Consider the following 15,132-nt stretch of genomic DNA (forward strand, 5'->3'; position numbering starts at 1 on the left):
CCGCCCTGAATGCTTCTCGTCCTCCCCCTTTTCGTCCCGAGCCGTGGAGACAAAAAACCCCCTGCCCGATGTCCGGGCAGGGGGTTGCGTTGTCGGAACGAACAGGCGTCTAGCTCAGCCAGTCGTCACCCTCCTCGATGGGGGCGAACCCTCGGCGCATGGTGTTTTCGCAAACCAGACGCGGGTCCATGAACTGAAGCAGATAGTCCGGGCCGCCGGACTTGGAGCCCACGCCGGACATTTTGAAGCCGCCGAAGGCATGGCGCTCGACCAGCGCGCCCACGGAGTGCTTGTTCAGGTAGAGGTTGCCCACGCGGAATTCCCTGTAGGCCTGCTCCAAATGGTGCGGGCTGCGGGAATAGACCGCCCCTGTCAGGGCGAACTTGGTGGAATTGGCGATGGCCAGGGCCTCGTCCATGTCGGCAGCGCGCATGACGGAGAGCACCGGGCCGAAGACCTCTTCCTGGGCGATGCGGTCTTCCCGGGTGATATCCTCGACGATGGTCAGGGGCACGTAGCAACCGCCCGTGGCCTTGAGGTCGTCGGAGACCTCGCGCTTGACCAGCACCCTGCCCTCCTCCTCGGCGATCTTGACGTAGCGCAGGACGTTTTTCTGGGCAGCCTTGTCCACCACCGGCCCCATGTAATTGGCCGGGTTCTCGGCCGGGCCGAGCTTGATGGACCGGGCGGCCTCGGCCAGACGGCCGACGAAGCGGTCGTAAACGGCGTCGAGGACGATGACCCGCGAACAGGCCGAGCACTTCTGGCCCTGGAAGCCGAAGGCGGAATAGAGCACGCCGAGCACGGCCTCGTCCAGATCGGCGTCGTCGTCGATGATGGTCGCGTTCTTGCCGCCCATCTCGGCGATGACCCGCTTGCAATGCTGCTGGCCGGGCTGGGCCACGGCCGCGCGCTCCTGGATGCGCAAGCCCACTTCCATGGAGCCGGTGAAGGCGATGAGCGCCACGTCCGGGTGGTCCACCAGATGGTCGCCCATGACCGACCCCCGGCCCGGGCAATAGTTGAATACACCGTCGGGCAGCCCGGCGGCCTTCCACATGTCCACCAGGGCGCGGCCGACGCAGGAGGACGATCCGGCGGGCTTGTAGACCACGGGATTGCCGCAGACGATGGCGGCGGAGACCATGCCCACGGAGATGGCCATGGGGAAGTTCCATGGAGCTATGACCGCAGCCACGCCCTTGCCCTGATAGAAGAGATGGCTCATCTCGCCGGGAGCCCGGCCCATGCGGCGGGGCTTACCCAGACGGATCATCTCGCGGGCGTAGTATTCGAGGAAGTCGATGGCCTCGCCCACGTCGGCCTGGGCCTGATCCCATTGCTTGCCCACTTCGAGGACCTGGAGGGCGGCCATGTCGTGGACGTTGGCCTTGAGGTACTCAGCGGCTTTGAGCAGGACCTCGGCGCGCGTCTCGGGGGGCGCATCGCGCCAGGTGAAATACGCCTCGCGGGCGGCTTCCACGGCGCTGTCCACTTCGGCCACGCCCGCTTGGCAGACAGTGCCGATGATCTCTTCGGGATTGGCCGGGTTATACGAATCGAGCGTGTCGCCGGTGGTCACGTCCTTGCCGTTGATGAACAGCGGGACCTGTTTGCCCATGGCCGCGCGGAGCTTGGCGATGGACGCGGGATAGGCCTCGCGCTCGGCCGGGATCGTGAAGTCCACGGGCGGATAGTTCTTGAACCGGGGCAGCCCTTCCCCTTCCCCGGACTCGGCCTTGCACTTGCCTTCGAGCTGGCGGCGCAGGGTCTCCTGGGGATTTTCCAGAAGGCGGTCCCTGTCGGCCTCGTCGGCAAAGGTCTGCTTGAGGAAGGATTCGTTGGCCGTGTTTTCGAGCAGGCGGCGGACCAGGTAGGCCATGCCGGGCAACAGGTCGCCGTAGGGGCAGTAGAGGCGCACGCGCTTGGCCACGTTCTTGAGGCCCTTGCGCACGGGCTCGGCCATGCCGTAGAGGACCTGGAACTCGTAGCGGTCCTCGGGCACGTTCAGCTCGGCCGCGTTCTCCATGACCGCCGCAATGGTCCGGATGTTGTGCGAAGCGCAGGCGAAATGGCAGATGTCGTGGTTTTCGAGGATATAACGGGCCACGCGCTCGTGGGCCATGTCGGACTCGGGCTTGTAGGTCCAAACGGGCACGGGCCAATCGTTCTGCTTGGCCAGCACGGTCTCGTAGTCCCAATAGGCGCCCTTGACCAGCCGGATGGAAATGGGGAGGTTGACCCCGCGCGCCCAGTCGATGAGCAGGCGGACGTCTTCGTCCACGGACCGGAGGTAGGCCTGGAAAACGATGCCCAGGTGCGGGTAGTCCGGGTACTTGAGGCGCAACCGCTTGTACAGCTCCACGGTGGCTTCCTTGTACTTAAGCTGCTCCATGTCGATGCACATGAAACCGCCCATCTCCATGACCTTCCTGTAGACCGGCTCGATACTGTGGACCATGCCGTCCACAGTGCCCTCGAAGTCCACGGGCTTGGACTGGGAATAGAAGGCGGAGGGCTTGACCGCCACGTTGACCTTGGGGGCCTGGCCCCAGTCCAGGCCACCCTCGCCGCCGCCCAGCGGCTTCCACTTGTCCAATTCCTTATGGATGGCGTCCAGGACCTCCAGATAGCCGTCGCGGTAGGCGTCGGACTCCACCTCGGACACGGTGGCCTCGCCGAGCAGATCCAGGACAAAGGCGAACCCGTCCTTACGCAGTTTTTTGATGCCCTTGACCGCCTCCTTGGCCTCCTGGCCGATAATGAACTGGCGGGCCATGGATTCAATGTTGGCGCGGATGGTCTTGTGCAGGACCTTGGCCACCAGGCCGCCGCCGAACTTGGTCTTGGTCGCCCCCCACTTGAGCACGTCGGGGATGTTGGAGTCCTCGCCCGCAAAATATTCTTCGATATGGCGCGACAGGGATTCCGAGGTGTTCAGGCAGGGAAGAACATCAACGAATCTGAACATCTGGACCTTGAAATCCTCGTTCTTCATGGCCCAATCCATGACCTTTCCAGTCCACCAGCCTTTGTTGAAAACCGAAGGAGATTCGCCGGAAATGGACGTAAAAAACTCCCTGCCCCGAGCGATAATTCTCGGGTCCAGGGAGGTCGGTGTAACGGACATTGTTGGCTCCTTGCGTTCTAGTCGTTTTCGTGAGGTAGCGGTATGACCCGTGATTCCTTGACCGTGGTCAGGACGATGGTCGAATTGGTGTCCCGAACCGGCCCGAGCGTGCCGAACTTGGCCAGAGTCGCCTGCAAGGCTTCGGTGTCTTCCACCCTGACCTTGACCAGGTACGAATCCCGCCCGGCCGTGTAATGGACTTCCAGGACCTCCGGAAATTCCGCCAGCTTCTGACCGACCTCGGTGGCGCCCACCCCCTCTTCCACCCGAATGGAAGTGAAGGCCGTCAGCCCCCGGCCCAGTGCTTTGTGGTTGACAATACATTCATAGCCCTTGATGATGTCGCCCTTCCTCAACTTGCGCACGCGCTCAAGCACGGCCGAGGGAGCCTTGCCGACTTTTCGGGCTATTTCGGCATTGGAAATCTTCCCGTCTTCCTGAAGTATATTCAGTATTTCCAAATCCAGTTTGTCAATCTTTCTGATATTCATGGTATAAAGAAATAATATTCTTTCCATTTTCTGTCAAGCGCCTCGGCGCGCCCGGGCCGCCGCCCGCGCACATACGACTTTTCTTTTCCCCTTTCCTCGGATAATCTGACAAATCGATATGTTCGACCGATAATCTCGGGACATTGCAAGGAACCGCACCGCATGGCCACCACCAACAAACGCAGCCCAACCGACGCCCGGGTCGCCCTTTCCACCCGGAACGGCGGCTTGGTCCTGGCCCTGTCCGGCCGTCTGGACGCGACCGGAACCGCCGCCATCTGGAATGACGTCGTCAAAGGCGCGTCCTCGGCGGGCTTCACTCGGCTGACCGCCGACTGCGCGGGCGTGACCTACATGGACGGTTCGGGTGTGGCCCTGCTGCTCAAGCTCAAGGAACTGTGCGCCGAGAAACGGGCCGCCATAGACCTGACCAACCTGCGCGACGAGGACCGCAGGCTGATCGGCCTGACCTGGGACTCGATCCTGCCCAAGTGGCGGGACAGCGAGCGCGAACAGCGCGGGCTGGCCGAATCCCTGAGCGTGACGGGTAATGAATTGCGGCAGGGCCTCCGGGCGATGATCGCCTTTGTGGGCGAGTCTTTTTCCCTGCTCGGCCAGACGGCAGCGCATCCGACCCGGGTACGCTGGAAGGACATAATCCTCTCGTGCATCAACGTGGGCGTGGACTCCATGTTCATCATCGTGCTCATCGGCTTTCTCATGGGACTGATCCTGTCCTTCCAATCGGCCATCAGCCTCCAGCGGTTCGGCGGCGAGATATTCGTCCCCAACATGCTCGGCCTGGTCATGTTCCGCGAGATGGGACCGCTGGTCACCTCCATCCTCCTGGCAGCGCGATCCGGCTCGGCCTTCGCCGCCGAGATCGGGACCATGAAGATCAACGAGGAACTGGACGCCCTGACCACCATGGGACTCTCGCCCATGCGCTTCCTGGTGGTCCCCAAACTGCTGGCAACCATGTGCATGGTTCCCCTGATGACCATGTTCTTCAATCTGGCCAGCCTGGTGGGCGGCGCCCTGGTCATGCTCTCCATGGGCTACCCCCTGGTTACCTTCACCTCGCGCGTCTTCGCCAACGTGAGCGCAACCGACTTCTGGGGCGGCATGGCCAAGGGGTTGGTCTTCAGCTTTCTGGTGGCGGGCATCGGCTGCCTGCGCGGCATGCAGACCCGGTCCGGGGCCAGCGCAGTGGGACTGTCCACCACCAGCGCCGTGGTCTCGGGCATCATCCTCATAGCCTTCGCCGACGGCCTGTTCGCCGTGGCGTACTATTATTTAGGAATATAGGCGGGCGCCATGGCGGACAATATCCCGGTCATCAGCGTGCGCAACCTGACCTGCGGCTATGACGGCGTGGTCATCGTGGACAACGCGACCTTCGACATCCGCCGGGGCGAGGTCTTCATCATCCTCGGTGGTTCGGGCTGCGGCAAGTCCACCCTGCTCAAGAACATGATCGGCCTGATCGAGCCCATGGCGGGCCAGATATTCTTCGACGGAGAGGAGCTGACGGCCGCCTCGGACGAGATGCGCCAGACGATCATCCGCAAGTTCGGGGTGATGTACCAGATGGGCGCCCTGTTCGGCTCCATGTCCGTACTCCAGAACATCATGCTGCCCCTTGAGGAATTCACGGACCTGCCCGCTGACGCCATCGAGATCATCGCCAAGTCCAAGCTGGCCATGGTGGACATGGAAAAGGCGGCTTACAAAATGCCTGCCGCCCTGTCCGGGGGCATGAAGAAACGCGCGGCCATCGCCCGCGCCATGGCGCTCGACCCCCGCATCCTCTTCTTGGACGAGCCCGGCGCGGGACTTGATCCCATCTCCAGCGCGATCCTGGACGAGCTCATCCTCGACCTCGCCAAGAACCTGGGCATCACCTTCGTCATCGTCACCCATGAGCTCGAAAGCATTTACAAAATAGCGGATCGAGTTATCATGCTCGACAAGGATGTCAAATCCATCGTGGCCGAAGGCGACCCACGCGTGCTGCGCGACACATCGGAAAACCCGTTCGTCAAACGCTTTTTTCTCCGGCAACCCGACATCGACATCCCCGGCCACGGTCCGGACGGACAACCGGCAGCCCAAGGATAGGTAATGATACGCAAAAGAGACTACTTCAAGCTCGGCCTGTACATAGTTCTCGGCACCGGCATGCTCCTGGCGGTCGTGGTCATCCTCGGAGCCGGGCACTATTTCCAGACCACCTTCCCCATGGAGACCTATTTCGACGAATCGGTCAACGGGCTTTCCGTGGGCTCCCCGGTGAAACTGCGCGGCGTTCAGGTGGGCCGCGTGGCCGAAATCAACTTCGTATCCAACATCTACCACAACGCCAAATCGCCCCAGTCGCGCTACGTCTACGTCCGTTGCGAGATCAACCCGGACCTGTTCCGGGAGATGACCGACAAAGAGTTCATCTCCCATGTCGAGACGGAAGCCAAGCGCGGCATGCGCATCAGGCCCACTTCGCTCGGCCTGACCGGCCAACTCTTCCTGAACACGGTCTACCAGGACCCCAAGAATAATCCGCCCCTGGGCATCAGCTGGACCCCGGAATACGCGTACATTCCGGCCGTGCCCTCCACCTTGAGCCGGGTCGAGGAGGCCGTGACCAACATCAGCAAGACTCTGAGCGGCCTGAAACAGGAAGACCTCGAATCAATCATCACGGATGTCAAATCCATCGTCGGAACGCTCAATGACTTCATGAAGACCGAGGGCGGCCGGGAAGCGGGCAATCGCCTGCTCGCCATCCTCCAGTCCACCCAGGGCATCCTGGCCCAGACCGACAAGTTGCTCGGCGATCCGGCGACCAAGACCCTCATCCCGCATGCGGCCTCCATCCTGTCCAACGTCGATCGCATCACCACCGAATCGGCGGACGACATCATCAAGGCTGCTTCCGAGACCCGGCAGGCCATCGCCAGCTTCAAGCAGGCCTCCCAGGTCCTGAGCAAGACCCTGACCGACCCGCGCATGGACAAGGCCATGGGCGAGATCGCCCCATCCCTGGAAAACATCTCCAAGGCCTCGACTGACCTGGCCGCCGCAGTATCCAAGGTCCATGCCCTGGTCAACCGCCTCAACGGCGTGCTCGCCTCCCAGGAGGCCAACGTCCGGTCCATCGTCGAGGATACCAGGGAAGCCATGCAGAACGTCAAGGAACTCACGGACGAGGCCAAACGGTACCCGTCCGGCATGATATTCGGCAACCCGCCGAGCAAATCCAATCCCGAAGGCAACTAGGCGGTACCCGTCATGAAACGACACGCCATCCTCATCGCACTCCTGGTCACGGCCCTGGCCGCTTCGGCCTGCGTCAAGCTGGGCGCCCGGCCCCTGGAAAAACGGTACTATCAGATAGCCCCCGCGCGCACCGCCACCAAGGCGGCCGCACCCCGCAAACTCGTGCTCATGGTCCGGCGGCTGTCCGTCTCGGACCTCTACAACACCCGCGAGCTGGTCTACCGATCCCCCGAGGAACGCATCGACTCCGACTTCTACAACCTCTTCTTCGTCAGCCCGTCCAACATGCTGACCACGGAACTGCGCCGTTGGCTGCGCGAATCCGGGCAGTTTAAGCACATCATCGAGCCGGGCAGCATCGCCGTGCCCGATCTGACCCTGGAGGGTACGGTCAACGCCCTGTACGGCGACTACACCTCCGACCGGCCCGCCGCCGTGGTCGAGATGCAGTTTTTCGCGGTGGACGAGTCCACGGCCGAAAACGATATCGTCTTCTCCGGCTCCTACGCCGAACGCGTCCCCCTTGCCGACAGCTCCCCACAGGCCCTGGTCAAAGCCTTGACCCAGGGCGTGGAAGCCGTGTTCACTTCCCTTGAATCCGACCTGGCCGCCGCGCCGCTCAAAAACTGATGGCCAAAAAATCAACATACCGTCCCGAGGAATTCGACGAGATCGACGACCGCCCGAGCCGCTCTCAGCTCAAACGCGACATGGCCGCCCTGCAACAGCTCGGGGCCGACCTGGCCGCCTTGGGCGACAAAGTCGTCAAAGAGGCGGGCCTGCCTCCGGAAGTGGAAAAGGCCCTGCTGCTCATCAAAACCATCACCAAGCACGAGGCCAGACGCCGCCACATGCAGTACGTGGGCAAACTCATGCGCACCTTCGACACCTCCCGCGTCCGCGACCTGGTCGAAGCCGCCCAACTCGGCCACACGGTCAAGACCGAGGCCTTCAAGCGCGTCGAAGCCCTGCGCGACCGTCTCTTGGGTGGCGACGACGACCTGCTGCAAGAGTTGTTCGACAATCACCCCGACCAAGGCCAGCGCCTCCGCCAACTGACCCTCGGCGCGCGCCGCGAAAAAGCGGCGGGCAAACCCCCTCGGGATGCCAGGGCCCTCTTCCGCCTGCTGCGCGACCTCCAGGGCGAAGCATAGCCCTTCCGACGACCGGGAAACAAAAAAAAACAACCCCATGGGTCTTGACGGCGGGGGTTGAGGGATTATTTTGTATCATTGAATAAATGACGGCCTGATCCGCCGCACGCAAGGAGATACAGAGATGGTTATCCATGAATACGCCGGCATCGTCACCGAGTTGCCCGACAGAGACTGCCCGCACTGTGGCAAGCGGCTGGACGCCTGGCTCGCACCCCCCGAAACCGGTTGGGGTGTCATCCTCATCTGCAACAACAACAATTGCCCGCACTACCTCGGTTCCGAGGGAGACATACTGAACAAGCGCGACGATTCCCACCTGGGCTGCCGCTATGCCGAAAACCCGGACAACGGCTTCAAGCCCGTCAACGTCCTGGCCGTCTGCCCCCACTAGGGCAAACATTTCATAGAACACCGTGAAAAGGGTCCGGCGAAAGCGGGGCCCTTTTCACGTTTCGGCCACCGGACGCCGATGATCTCCATCCGAATAAATGATGGCGGACGCCATTCCCATCACCTGGCAACAATGGTAGATGATCCGATCACATCCGCAGGAGTCGCATATGGTTATCGCTGAAGGAAAAACAAGGGCATTACTGGCGCTGTGGGCGGCAGTCATGCTCTGGGCCAGTTCGTTTATCGTGCTCAAGATCGCCTTTCAGCGCTTCGATCCCATGGTGGTCATCTTCGGCCGCATGTTCATCGCTTCCCTCTGCTTCCTGCTGGTCTTCAAGAGCCTGCGCAAGATCGACTACCGCCCCGGGGATTGGAAACTGCTGGCCTTCATGGGCATTTGCGAACCAGGGTTCTACTTCGTATTCGAGGCCCTGGCCCTGACCTACACGGACGCCTCCCAGGCCGGAATGATCTGCGCTCTGCTGCCCCTCATGGTGGCCGTGGCCGCGCGCCTGATCCTGAAAGACCCCCTGACCCGCCGGACCATCACCGGATTCAGCCTGGCCATCGTCGGGGCCGTGATCCTGTCGAGCGCAGCCGAGGCCACGGCGACGGCGACCAACCCGACGCTCGGCAACTTCTTGGAATTCCTGGCCATGATTTGCGCCTGTGGGTACATGATATCGCTGAAGAAGCTGACCCCGCGCTACAATCCGTGGTTCCTGACCATGATCCAGGCCTTCACGGGCTCGCTGTTCTATTTCCCGCTGCTCTTCCTGCCCTCCACCGAGCTGCCCACCGCCTTCGACGCCATGGGCGTGATATCCATCCTCTACCTGGGCGTGTTCGTGACCATCGGGGCTTACGGTATGTACAACTACGGCATGTCCAAGATCCCGGCGGCCCAGGCCTCGGCCTTCATCAACCTCATTCCGGTGATCACCCTGATCCTGGGGCTGGTCCTGCTGGACGAACGACTCAACTGGATGCAGTACACGGCCTCGGCCCTGGTCGTCGTCGGCGTGTACGTCAGCCAGGAGAAACGGGCCAAGACGCCCGCTCCCACCGCCTAGAGGCCGATGAAGATATCCTCCCGGTCGCAGCCCGCCTCGGCCAACAACCGGGAAACCGCCCCCATTCCCGCCTCGCCCACATCCAGGCTGTAGTCCGTAACGAAGGTCTCGATGTGCGTGCGGATGACGTCCTCGCTCAATTCCTGGGCGTGGGCGCGAATATAATCACACCCGGCCTCGGGTTCGTTGCGGGCGAAGAGCAGGCTCTGCCGAATGGCCTCGTTCATGCGCCGGGCAAGATCCTCGCCAAGGGATCGCCGGACGGCAATGGCTCCGAGCGGAATGGGCAGTCCCGTATGCGCTTCCCACCACACCCCCAGATCGAGCACCCGGACCAGATCGCGCTTCTGGAAAGTGAACCGCCCCTCGTGAATGACCACGCCGGCGTCCACCCGCCCGGCCTGCACTGCGGGCATAACCTCGTCGAAAACCATGGGCACGCGGTTGACCGCGATCCCAGCCTCCCGACAGCACAGCCCGAAGATCAGATTGGCCGTGGTCCGTTCGCCCGGGATGGCCACGTCGGAACCGTCCAGGGATGCGAGGGTGCGGGCCTTCCGCGCCACCAGCACCGGCCCTGCCCCGTAGCCCATGGCTCCGCCCGCGCGCAACAGCACGTACTCGTCCAGAATTCCGGCGGCCGCAGCCGTGGACACCTTGACCACGTCCAGCGCCCCGCCAGCGGCCAGCCCGTTCAGTTCCTCCACATCGGCCAGGGTCACGTCCAGCCCGCCTGGCCATGGGATGATCCCCGTGGCCAAGGCGTGAAAGATGAAGGTGTCGTTGGGACAGGGAGAATAGCCGAGAGTTAGTTTTTTTTGCATGACAACCTTCTGTTTTAACTAAATTTAGCCACCATGCTTGACACAATCCCCGCGCCCTTGTACTCATGGTGACCACCCGGTCACCACTAACGGAACCGACCGGAAAGCGCAAGTGCGGGAGCCACGGCATTGACGAAAAAAACCTTCGAGAATCTACCCGAGGAAAAACAACGGCGCGTCCTGGACGAGGCGACCGTGGAATTTGCCGAGCACGGTTACCATCAGGCGAGCGTCAACCGCATCGTCGACCGCCTAGGCATCGCCAAGGGGTCGCTGTTCAAATATTTCGGCAACAAGCAAGGACTGTTCGAGCACATCTTCAGCAGCGCTGTGACCGGGTTCAAGAAACCTCTCAAAGCCATCCGCGACACGCCCGATCTGGACTTCTTCGAACGCATGGAACAGAGCTTCCTGGCCGGAACCCGATTCGTGGACGAACACCCGAACCTGTACCACATCTACCTGAAGATGCTCTTCAACGAAAATTTCCCCCTGCGCGAGCGGTTTCTCGGCGAGATCCGCGGCGCACACGCCAAGTACCTCCGGCAACTTATCGAGGGCGGCATCCGATCCGGGCAGCTCCCGGCCTCGCTGGACGTGGACATGGCCGTGTTCACCGTGCACGCGGTCATGGACCGCTTCATCCAGGGCTATGCCGTGCCATCGTTGGACAACGGACTCGCGCCCGCCGCATCCTTGCCGGACCGGGCCCGCGCCCTGGCCGCCTTCCTGCGCCACGGCCTGGCAGACATCCCTTCACAGGAGTAACCGAATGCATCTTTTCCAAAGCGACTATTTCGCCACCCTGGGCCTGGCCGACATCCGCGACAAGGTCGAAGCACACGAGCGCCTGTCCTTCGACGACGGCGTGCGCCTGTTCCGCTGTCCCGAACCTTTGGCCGTGGGTGCCCTGGCTCACCGTGTGCGCAGCCGACTGCATGGCGACAAGACCTTCTACGTGGTCAACCGCCATGTGAACTACACCAATATCTGCGTCAACGGCTGCGTGTTCTGCGCCTACCAACGGGAAGAGGGGCAAAGCGGCGGTTTTGTCCTGACCCGCGACGACGTCCTGACCAAGCTTGCGGCCGCTGCGCTGCCGCCGCGCGAAGTCCACATCGTGGGCGGCTGCCACCCCAAGCTCGGATTAACCTATTTCGAGGACATCCTCTCCGCCGTGCACGAGCGATACCCCGATGCGGTCCTCAAATGCTTCACCGCCGTGGAGATCGCCCATTTCGCCCGGCTCGAAGGCATTGCGGCCCGGGAAGTCCTGACCCGACTCAAGGCCGCCGGACTCGGCATGCTTGCCGGAGGTGGAGCCGAGATCTTCGCCCCGGAGGTTCGCGAACGGCTCTGCCCGCGCAAGGCCACGGCGGATGAGTGGCTGTCCATCCACGAGGAGGCCCACGGCCTGGGGCTCAAAACCAATGCCACCATGCTCTTCGGGCATATCGAAACCATTGATGACCGTGTGGATCATCTTGTCCGACTGCGCGAGTCCCAGGACCGGGGAGGCGGCTATACCTGTTTCATTCCCCTGCCCTTCCTGACCAAGAACAGCCGACTGACGATCGACAATCCCCTGACCGGCCTGGAGGAACTCAAGACCATCGCGGTCTCCCGCCTGCTGTTGGACAACATCCCGCACATCAAGGCCTATTGGGTCATGCTCGGAGTCAAGCAGGCCCAGGCGGCCCTCAAGTTCGGAGCCGACGACTTCGACGGCACGGTCATCGAGGAAAAGATCGGCCACGAGGCCGGAGCCACTTCGGAACAGGGGCTGTCCCGCTCGGAATTGACAGACATGATCCGGGGCTGCGGCTGCACCCCCGTGGAGCGCGACGGTTTTTTCAACGAGGTGTAGGGCCGCTTCCGGCGGCGGATGAAGGAGGAAAGAAACCCTTTTGAAAAGGGCATCCCTTCCCCCCGCCAAGTTTTTTAGGCCGCTTCGCGGGATGGAGGAAACGGAAAGACAATGCAGGTGAGATGGATATGAACGAGCTTGAAAGCATTTATGAGAAAGTTTTGGACGGGGAGCGAATTGAGTTCGCCGAAGCCGAACGACTGTATGCCGGTGCGGATTTCCACGACCTCGGGAGGCTGGCCCACCAGGTACGACTGCGCAAGCACCCCGAGCCCATGGTCACCTACGTGGTGGACCGGAACATCAACTATTCCAATATCTGCGTTTGCTGCTGCAAATTCTGCGCGTTCTTCCGCGAACCTGGGGCCCCGGACGGATACGTACTCTCCTTCGAGGAGATCGGACGCAAGATCGACGAAACCAAGGCCCTTGGCGGCACACAAATCCTCATGCAGGGCGGACACCACCCGGATCTGCCGTTGACCTGGTATGAGGACATGCTCCGCTTCATCAAGGCCGAACACCCGGTGCACATACACGCCTTTTCCCCGCCCGAAGTGGTCTTCTGGTCCAACAAAGAAGGCATATCCGTGGCCGAGGTCATCCGGCGCCTGCGCGCGGCCGGGCTGGACTCCATCCCCGGCGGCGGGGCGGAAATCCTGGTGGACGAGGTCCGTTCCCGGGTGGCCCCGAACAAATGCCCGACCGATCAGTGGCTCGGCGTCATGGAAGAGGCCCACGCCCAGGGACTGCGCACCACCGCGACCATGATGTTCGGCCACCTGGACACCCCGGCCCAGCGGCTCGAACATCTCTTCCGCGTGCGCGAGGTCCAGGACCGCACCCACGGGTTCACGGCCTTCATCCCCTGGACCTTCCAGCCGGACCACACCGCCCTGCCCCATTGCCGCAAGCTGACCAGCGTGGAATACCTGCGCACCCTGGCCCTGTCGCGCATCGTCCTGGACAATGTGGACAACATCCAGGTCTCCTGGGTGACCATGGGGCCCAAGATCGCCCAGTTGGCCCTCTATTTCGGCGGCAACGACTTCGGTTCGACCATGATCGAGGAAAACGTGGTCAAAGCCGCGGGCGTCGCCTTCCGCCTGTCCCGTGAGGAAATTCATCGTCTGGTCGAAGCGGCCGGGTTTACCCCTCGGCAGCGGACCATGGACTACACCCTGATGGAGGAAAAATAATGTCCGTGCGTCTTGGAAAGATCGGTTATCTCAATGTCCTGCCCATCTACCACCCTCTGGAAACCGGCATCCTGCCCATGGACTGCGAGGTTACCTCCGGGCCGCCCGCCGAACTCAACCGGCTCATGGACGCGGGCCTGCTCGACGTATCCGCTGCCTCCAGCGTGGAATATGCGCGCCACGCCGACAAGTACTATCTCATCCCGGACATCGCCATCGGCAGTCGGGGACCGGTCCAGTCGGTACTGCTCCTGAGCCGCCGCCCGGTGGAGGAACTGGACCGCAAGACCATCCTGGTCAGCGCCCAGACCCATACCTCCGCCGCGCTGCTCCGCGTGCTCCAGGCCCAGCTGTGGAAGATCGAAACCGTCTTCACCACCGGCAGCGCCACCGACGTCCTCGGGACCGGAGAACGCCCCCAAGCTATCCTGTGCATCGGCGACGAGGCCTTGAACCTGCGCTATCACCCGGACTACCCCTACCGTATCGATCTGGGCGAGGCCTGGCGCGAATTGACCGGCCTGCCGTTCATTTTCGGCGTCTGGATCGTCCAGCGCGACAGTTGGGAGCGAAATCGGGAAAAGGTCCGACAGGCCGCCGAATTGCTCCTGGCGGGCAAACGATGGGGGGCGGAGAACATCGACGACGTCTGCGCCATGGCCGCCGAGGAAAGCTGCCTGAACGACGAGGAAATGTGCTCCTACTTTGACGGCCTGGTCTACGACCTCGGCCCCGAGGAGCAAAAGGGCATGCGATCCTTCTACGGAAGCCTGGTGGAAACCGGAATCATCGACCGCGCTCCGGAGCTGGTCTTCCTGCCCTGAGCCCGCTATCCGTGGAATTCCACGAAGGCCTTGAGGGCCGGGAACATATACCGTCCGCCATGATGGATGAGGTAGAATTCCCGACGTCCCTCCAGGGCCGGAGCCTTGATCTGCACCACCTCGCCGCTGTCCAGCAGGGATTGGGCGGCCAGTTTCGAGGTGAAGCACAAGCCCACGCCGTGCACCGCGTGAGCCAGGCTCTCGCAGGTCCCTTCGACCTTGCAGCGAATGTTCAGGTTCTGGAGCGAGTAGCCCGCCTTGCCCAGAGCCTCCTCCAGGACCAGCCGCGTGGCCGACCCCTTGACGCGCATGACCCACGGCAACCCCACCAGCGTGTCCATGGACGGCTCGCCATCGGCCGGCAGCCAGGGAGCACGGGGAGAGGCCACCAGAATGGTCTCGTCCCGGGCCAGAAGCTTGGTCACCAACTCATCCTCGTCGGGCCGTTTGCCCACGATCCCCACAGGCCAGTCGCCGCAGACGACCCGCCGGATAACCTCGGCCGAGTCGCCGGTGTGGACGATAAACGAGACCTCTGGATACTGGGCGGAAAAAGATTTGAGCAATTCCGGCAGGATGCTGTGCGACGGAATGGTACTGCACCCTATCTGGAGTTCGCCGACCACCCTGTCGCGCAAGACCTCGATGGCCGCTTTGGCCCGGTCCAGGTTGCGGAAGATGGTCACCATGCTCTCATAAAGGACATCACCGGCCTGGGTGGGCATGATCTTGCGCCCCAGCCGGTCGAACAGCTTGACGCCCAACTCGTCTTCAAGGTTGGCCACGTGTGAGCTGATGGTCGGCTGGGACAGGAACATGGCCTCCCCCGCCTTGGAAAAACTTTGCAGTTCATAGACCTTGCAAAACGCTTCAAGCTTTCGGATGTCCATTAAATCAA

Annotated in this window: 15 protein-coding genes; 11 read left to right on the forward strand and 4 right to left on the reverse strand. The window is 62.3% G+C overall.

The features are described from left to right. Positions 1 to 109 precede the first annotated feature (109 nt). Positions 110 to 3,130, reverse strand: a complete 3,021-nt coding sequence (locus tag J0909_RS10205) for a proline dehydrogenase family protein (protein WP_207262579.1) — start codon at positions 3,128 to 3,130, stop codon at positions 110 to 112. 17 nt (positions 3,131 to 3,147) lie between these two features. Beyond that, positions 3,148 to 3,621 carry an Lrp/AsnC family transcriptional regulator gene (locus tag J0909_RS10210; protein WP_207262581.1) on the reverse strand — a complete coding sequence of 158 codons (474 nt, stop codon included), beginning with the start codon at positions 3,619 to 3,621 and terminating at the stop codon, positions 3,148 to 3,150. 162 nt (positions 3,622 to 3,783) lie between these two features. Here J0909_RS10210 and J0909_RS10215 point away from each other — a divergent pair, with 162 nt between their 5' ends. The 7 genes from J0909_RS10215 to J0909_RS10245 all read left to right on the forward strand — a co-directional run bounded on the left by J0909_RS10215 (position 3,784) and on the right by J0909_RS10245 (position 9,520). Then, positions 3,784 to 4,929: an ABC transporter permease gene (locus J0909_RS10215; RefSeq protein WP_207262583.1), complete on the forward strand. Its 1,146-nt coding sequence runs from the start codon at positions 3,784 to 3,786 to the stop codon at positions 4,927 to 4,929. Between the two features lie 9 nt (positions 4,930 to 4,938). Next, positions 4,939 to 5,742 carry an ABC transporter ATP-binding protein gene (locus J0909_RS10220; protein WP_207262585.1) on the forward strand — a complete coding sequence of 268 codons (804 nt, stop codon included), beginning with the start codon at positions 4,939 to 4,941 and terminating at the stop codon, positions 5,740 to 5,742. Between the two features lie 3 nt (positions 5,743 to 5,745). Then, complete coding sequence (locus J0909_RS10225) at positions 5,746 to 6,897, forward strand: MlaD family protein (protein WP_207262587.1); 1,152 nt, start codon at positions 5,746 to 5,748, stop codon at positions 6,895 to 6,897. A 12-nt stretch (positions 6,898 to 6,909) separates the two neighbouring features. Next, entirely contained in the window at positions 6,910 to 7,527 is a 618-nt protein-coding gene (locus J0909_RS10230; RefSeq protein WP_207262588.1) for an ABC-type transport auxiliary lipoprotein family protein, read from the forward strand. Further along, positions 7,527 to 8,051 (forward strand): ribosome biogenesis factor YjgA, encoded by a 525-nt coding sequence (gene yjgA, locus J0909_RS10235; protein WP_286181940.1) that lies wholly within the window; start codon positions 7,527 to 7,529, stop codon positions 8,049 to 8,051. The genes J0909_RS10230 and yjgA overlap by 1 nt, the downstream gene beginning before the upstream one ends. Before the next feature lie 124 nt (positions 8,052 to 8,175). Next, positions 8,176 to 8,445 carry a hypothetical protein gene (locus J0909_RS10240; RefSeq protein WP_207262589.1) on the forward strand — a complete coding sequence of 90 codons (270 nt, stop codon included), beginning with the start codon at positions 8,176 to 8,178 and terminating at the stop codon, positions 8,443 to 8,445. Between the two features lie 169 nt (positions 8,446 to 8,614). Then, complete coding sequence (locus tag J0909_RS10245; RefSeq protein WP_207262590.1) at positions 8,615 to 9,520, forward strand: DMT family transporter; 906 nt, start codon at positions 8,615 to 8,617, stop codon at positions 9,518 to 9,520. Here the strand turns inward: J0909_RS10245 and J0909_RS10250 are convergent. Beyond that, complete coding sequence (locus tag J0909_RS10250; protein WP_207262591.1) at positions 9,517 to 10,344, reverse strand: 1,4-dihydroxy-6-naphtoate synthase; 828 nt, start codon at positions 10,342 to 10,344, stop codon at positions 9,517 to 9,519. The two genes, J0909_RS10245 and J0909_RS10250, sit on opposite strands and share 4 nt — an antisense overlap. Before the next feature lie 129 nt (positions 10,345 to 10,473). Between J0909_RS10250 and J0909_RS10255 the strand changes: the two genes are divergently transcribed. The 4 genes from J0909_RS10255 (at position 10,474) to J0909_RS10270 (ending at position 14,234) form a co-directional block, all read left to right on the forward strand. Beyond that, positions 10,474 to 11,112, forward strand: a complete 639-nt coding sequence (locus tag J0909_RS10255) for a TetR/AcrR family transcriptional regulator (RefSeq protein WP_207262592.1) — start codon at positions 10,474 to 10,476, stop codon at positions 11,110 to 11,112. Positions 11,113 to 11,116: 4 nt separating this feature from the next. Then, positions 11,117 to 12,211 (forward strand): aminofutalosine synthase MqnE, encoded by a 1,095-nt coding sequence (gene mqnE / locus J0909_RS10260; protein ID WP_207262594.1) that lies wholly within the window; start codon positions 11,117 to 11,119, stop codon positions 12,209 to 12,211. Between the two features lie 128 nt (positions 12,212 to 12,339). Then, the gene (mqnC, locus tag J0909_RS10265) at positions 12,340 to 13,410 is read left to right on the forward strand and encodes a cyclic dehypoxanthinyl futalosine synthase (protein WP_207262596.1); all 1,071 of its coding nucleotides are present in this window, start codon (positions 12,340 to 12,342) and stop codon (positions 13,408 to 13,410) included. Beyond that, positions 13,410 to 14,234: a menaquinone biosynthetic enzyme MqnA/MqnD family protein gene (locus J0909_RS10270; protein WP_207262597.1), complete on the forward strand. Its 825-nt coding sequence runs from the start codon at positions 13,410 to 13,412 to the stop codon at positions 14,232 to 14,234. Before mqnC ends, J0909_RS10270 begins: the two co-directional genes overlap by 1 nt. A 5-nt stretch (positions 14,235 to 14,239) precedes the next feature. On the opposite strand, the gene J0909_RS10275 is transcribed toward J0909_RS10270, so the two are convergent. Continuing rightward, the gene (locus J0909_RS10275) at positions 14,240 to 15,124 is read right to left on the reverse strand and encodes a LysR substrate-binding domain-containing protein (RefSeq protein ID WP_207262599.1); all 885 of its coding nucleotides are present in this window, start codon (positions 15,122 to 15,124) and stop codon (positions 14,240 to 14,242) included. Positions 15,125 to 15,132: the final 8 nt, after the last annotated feature.

The organism is Desulfovibrio sp. Huiquan2017, assembly GCF_017351175.1.
GTDB lineage: Bacteria > Desulfobacterota > Desulfovibrionia > Desulfovibrionales > Desulfovibrionaceae > Pseudodesulfovibrio.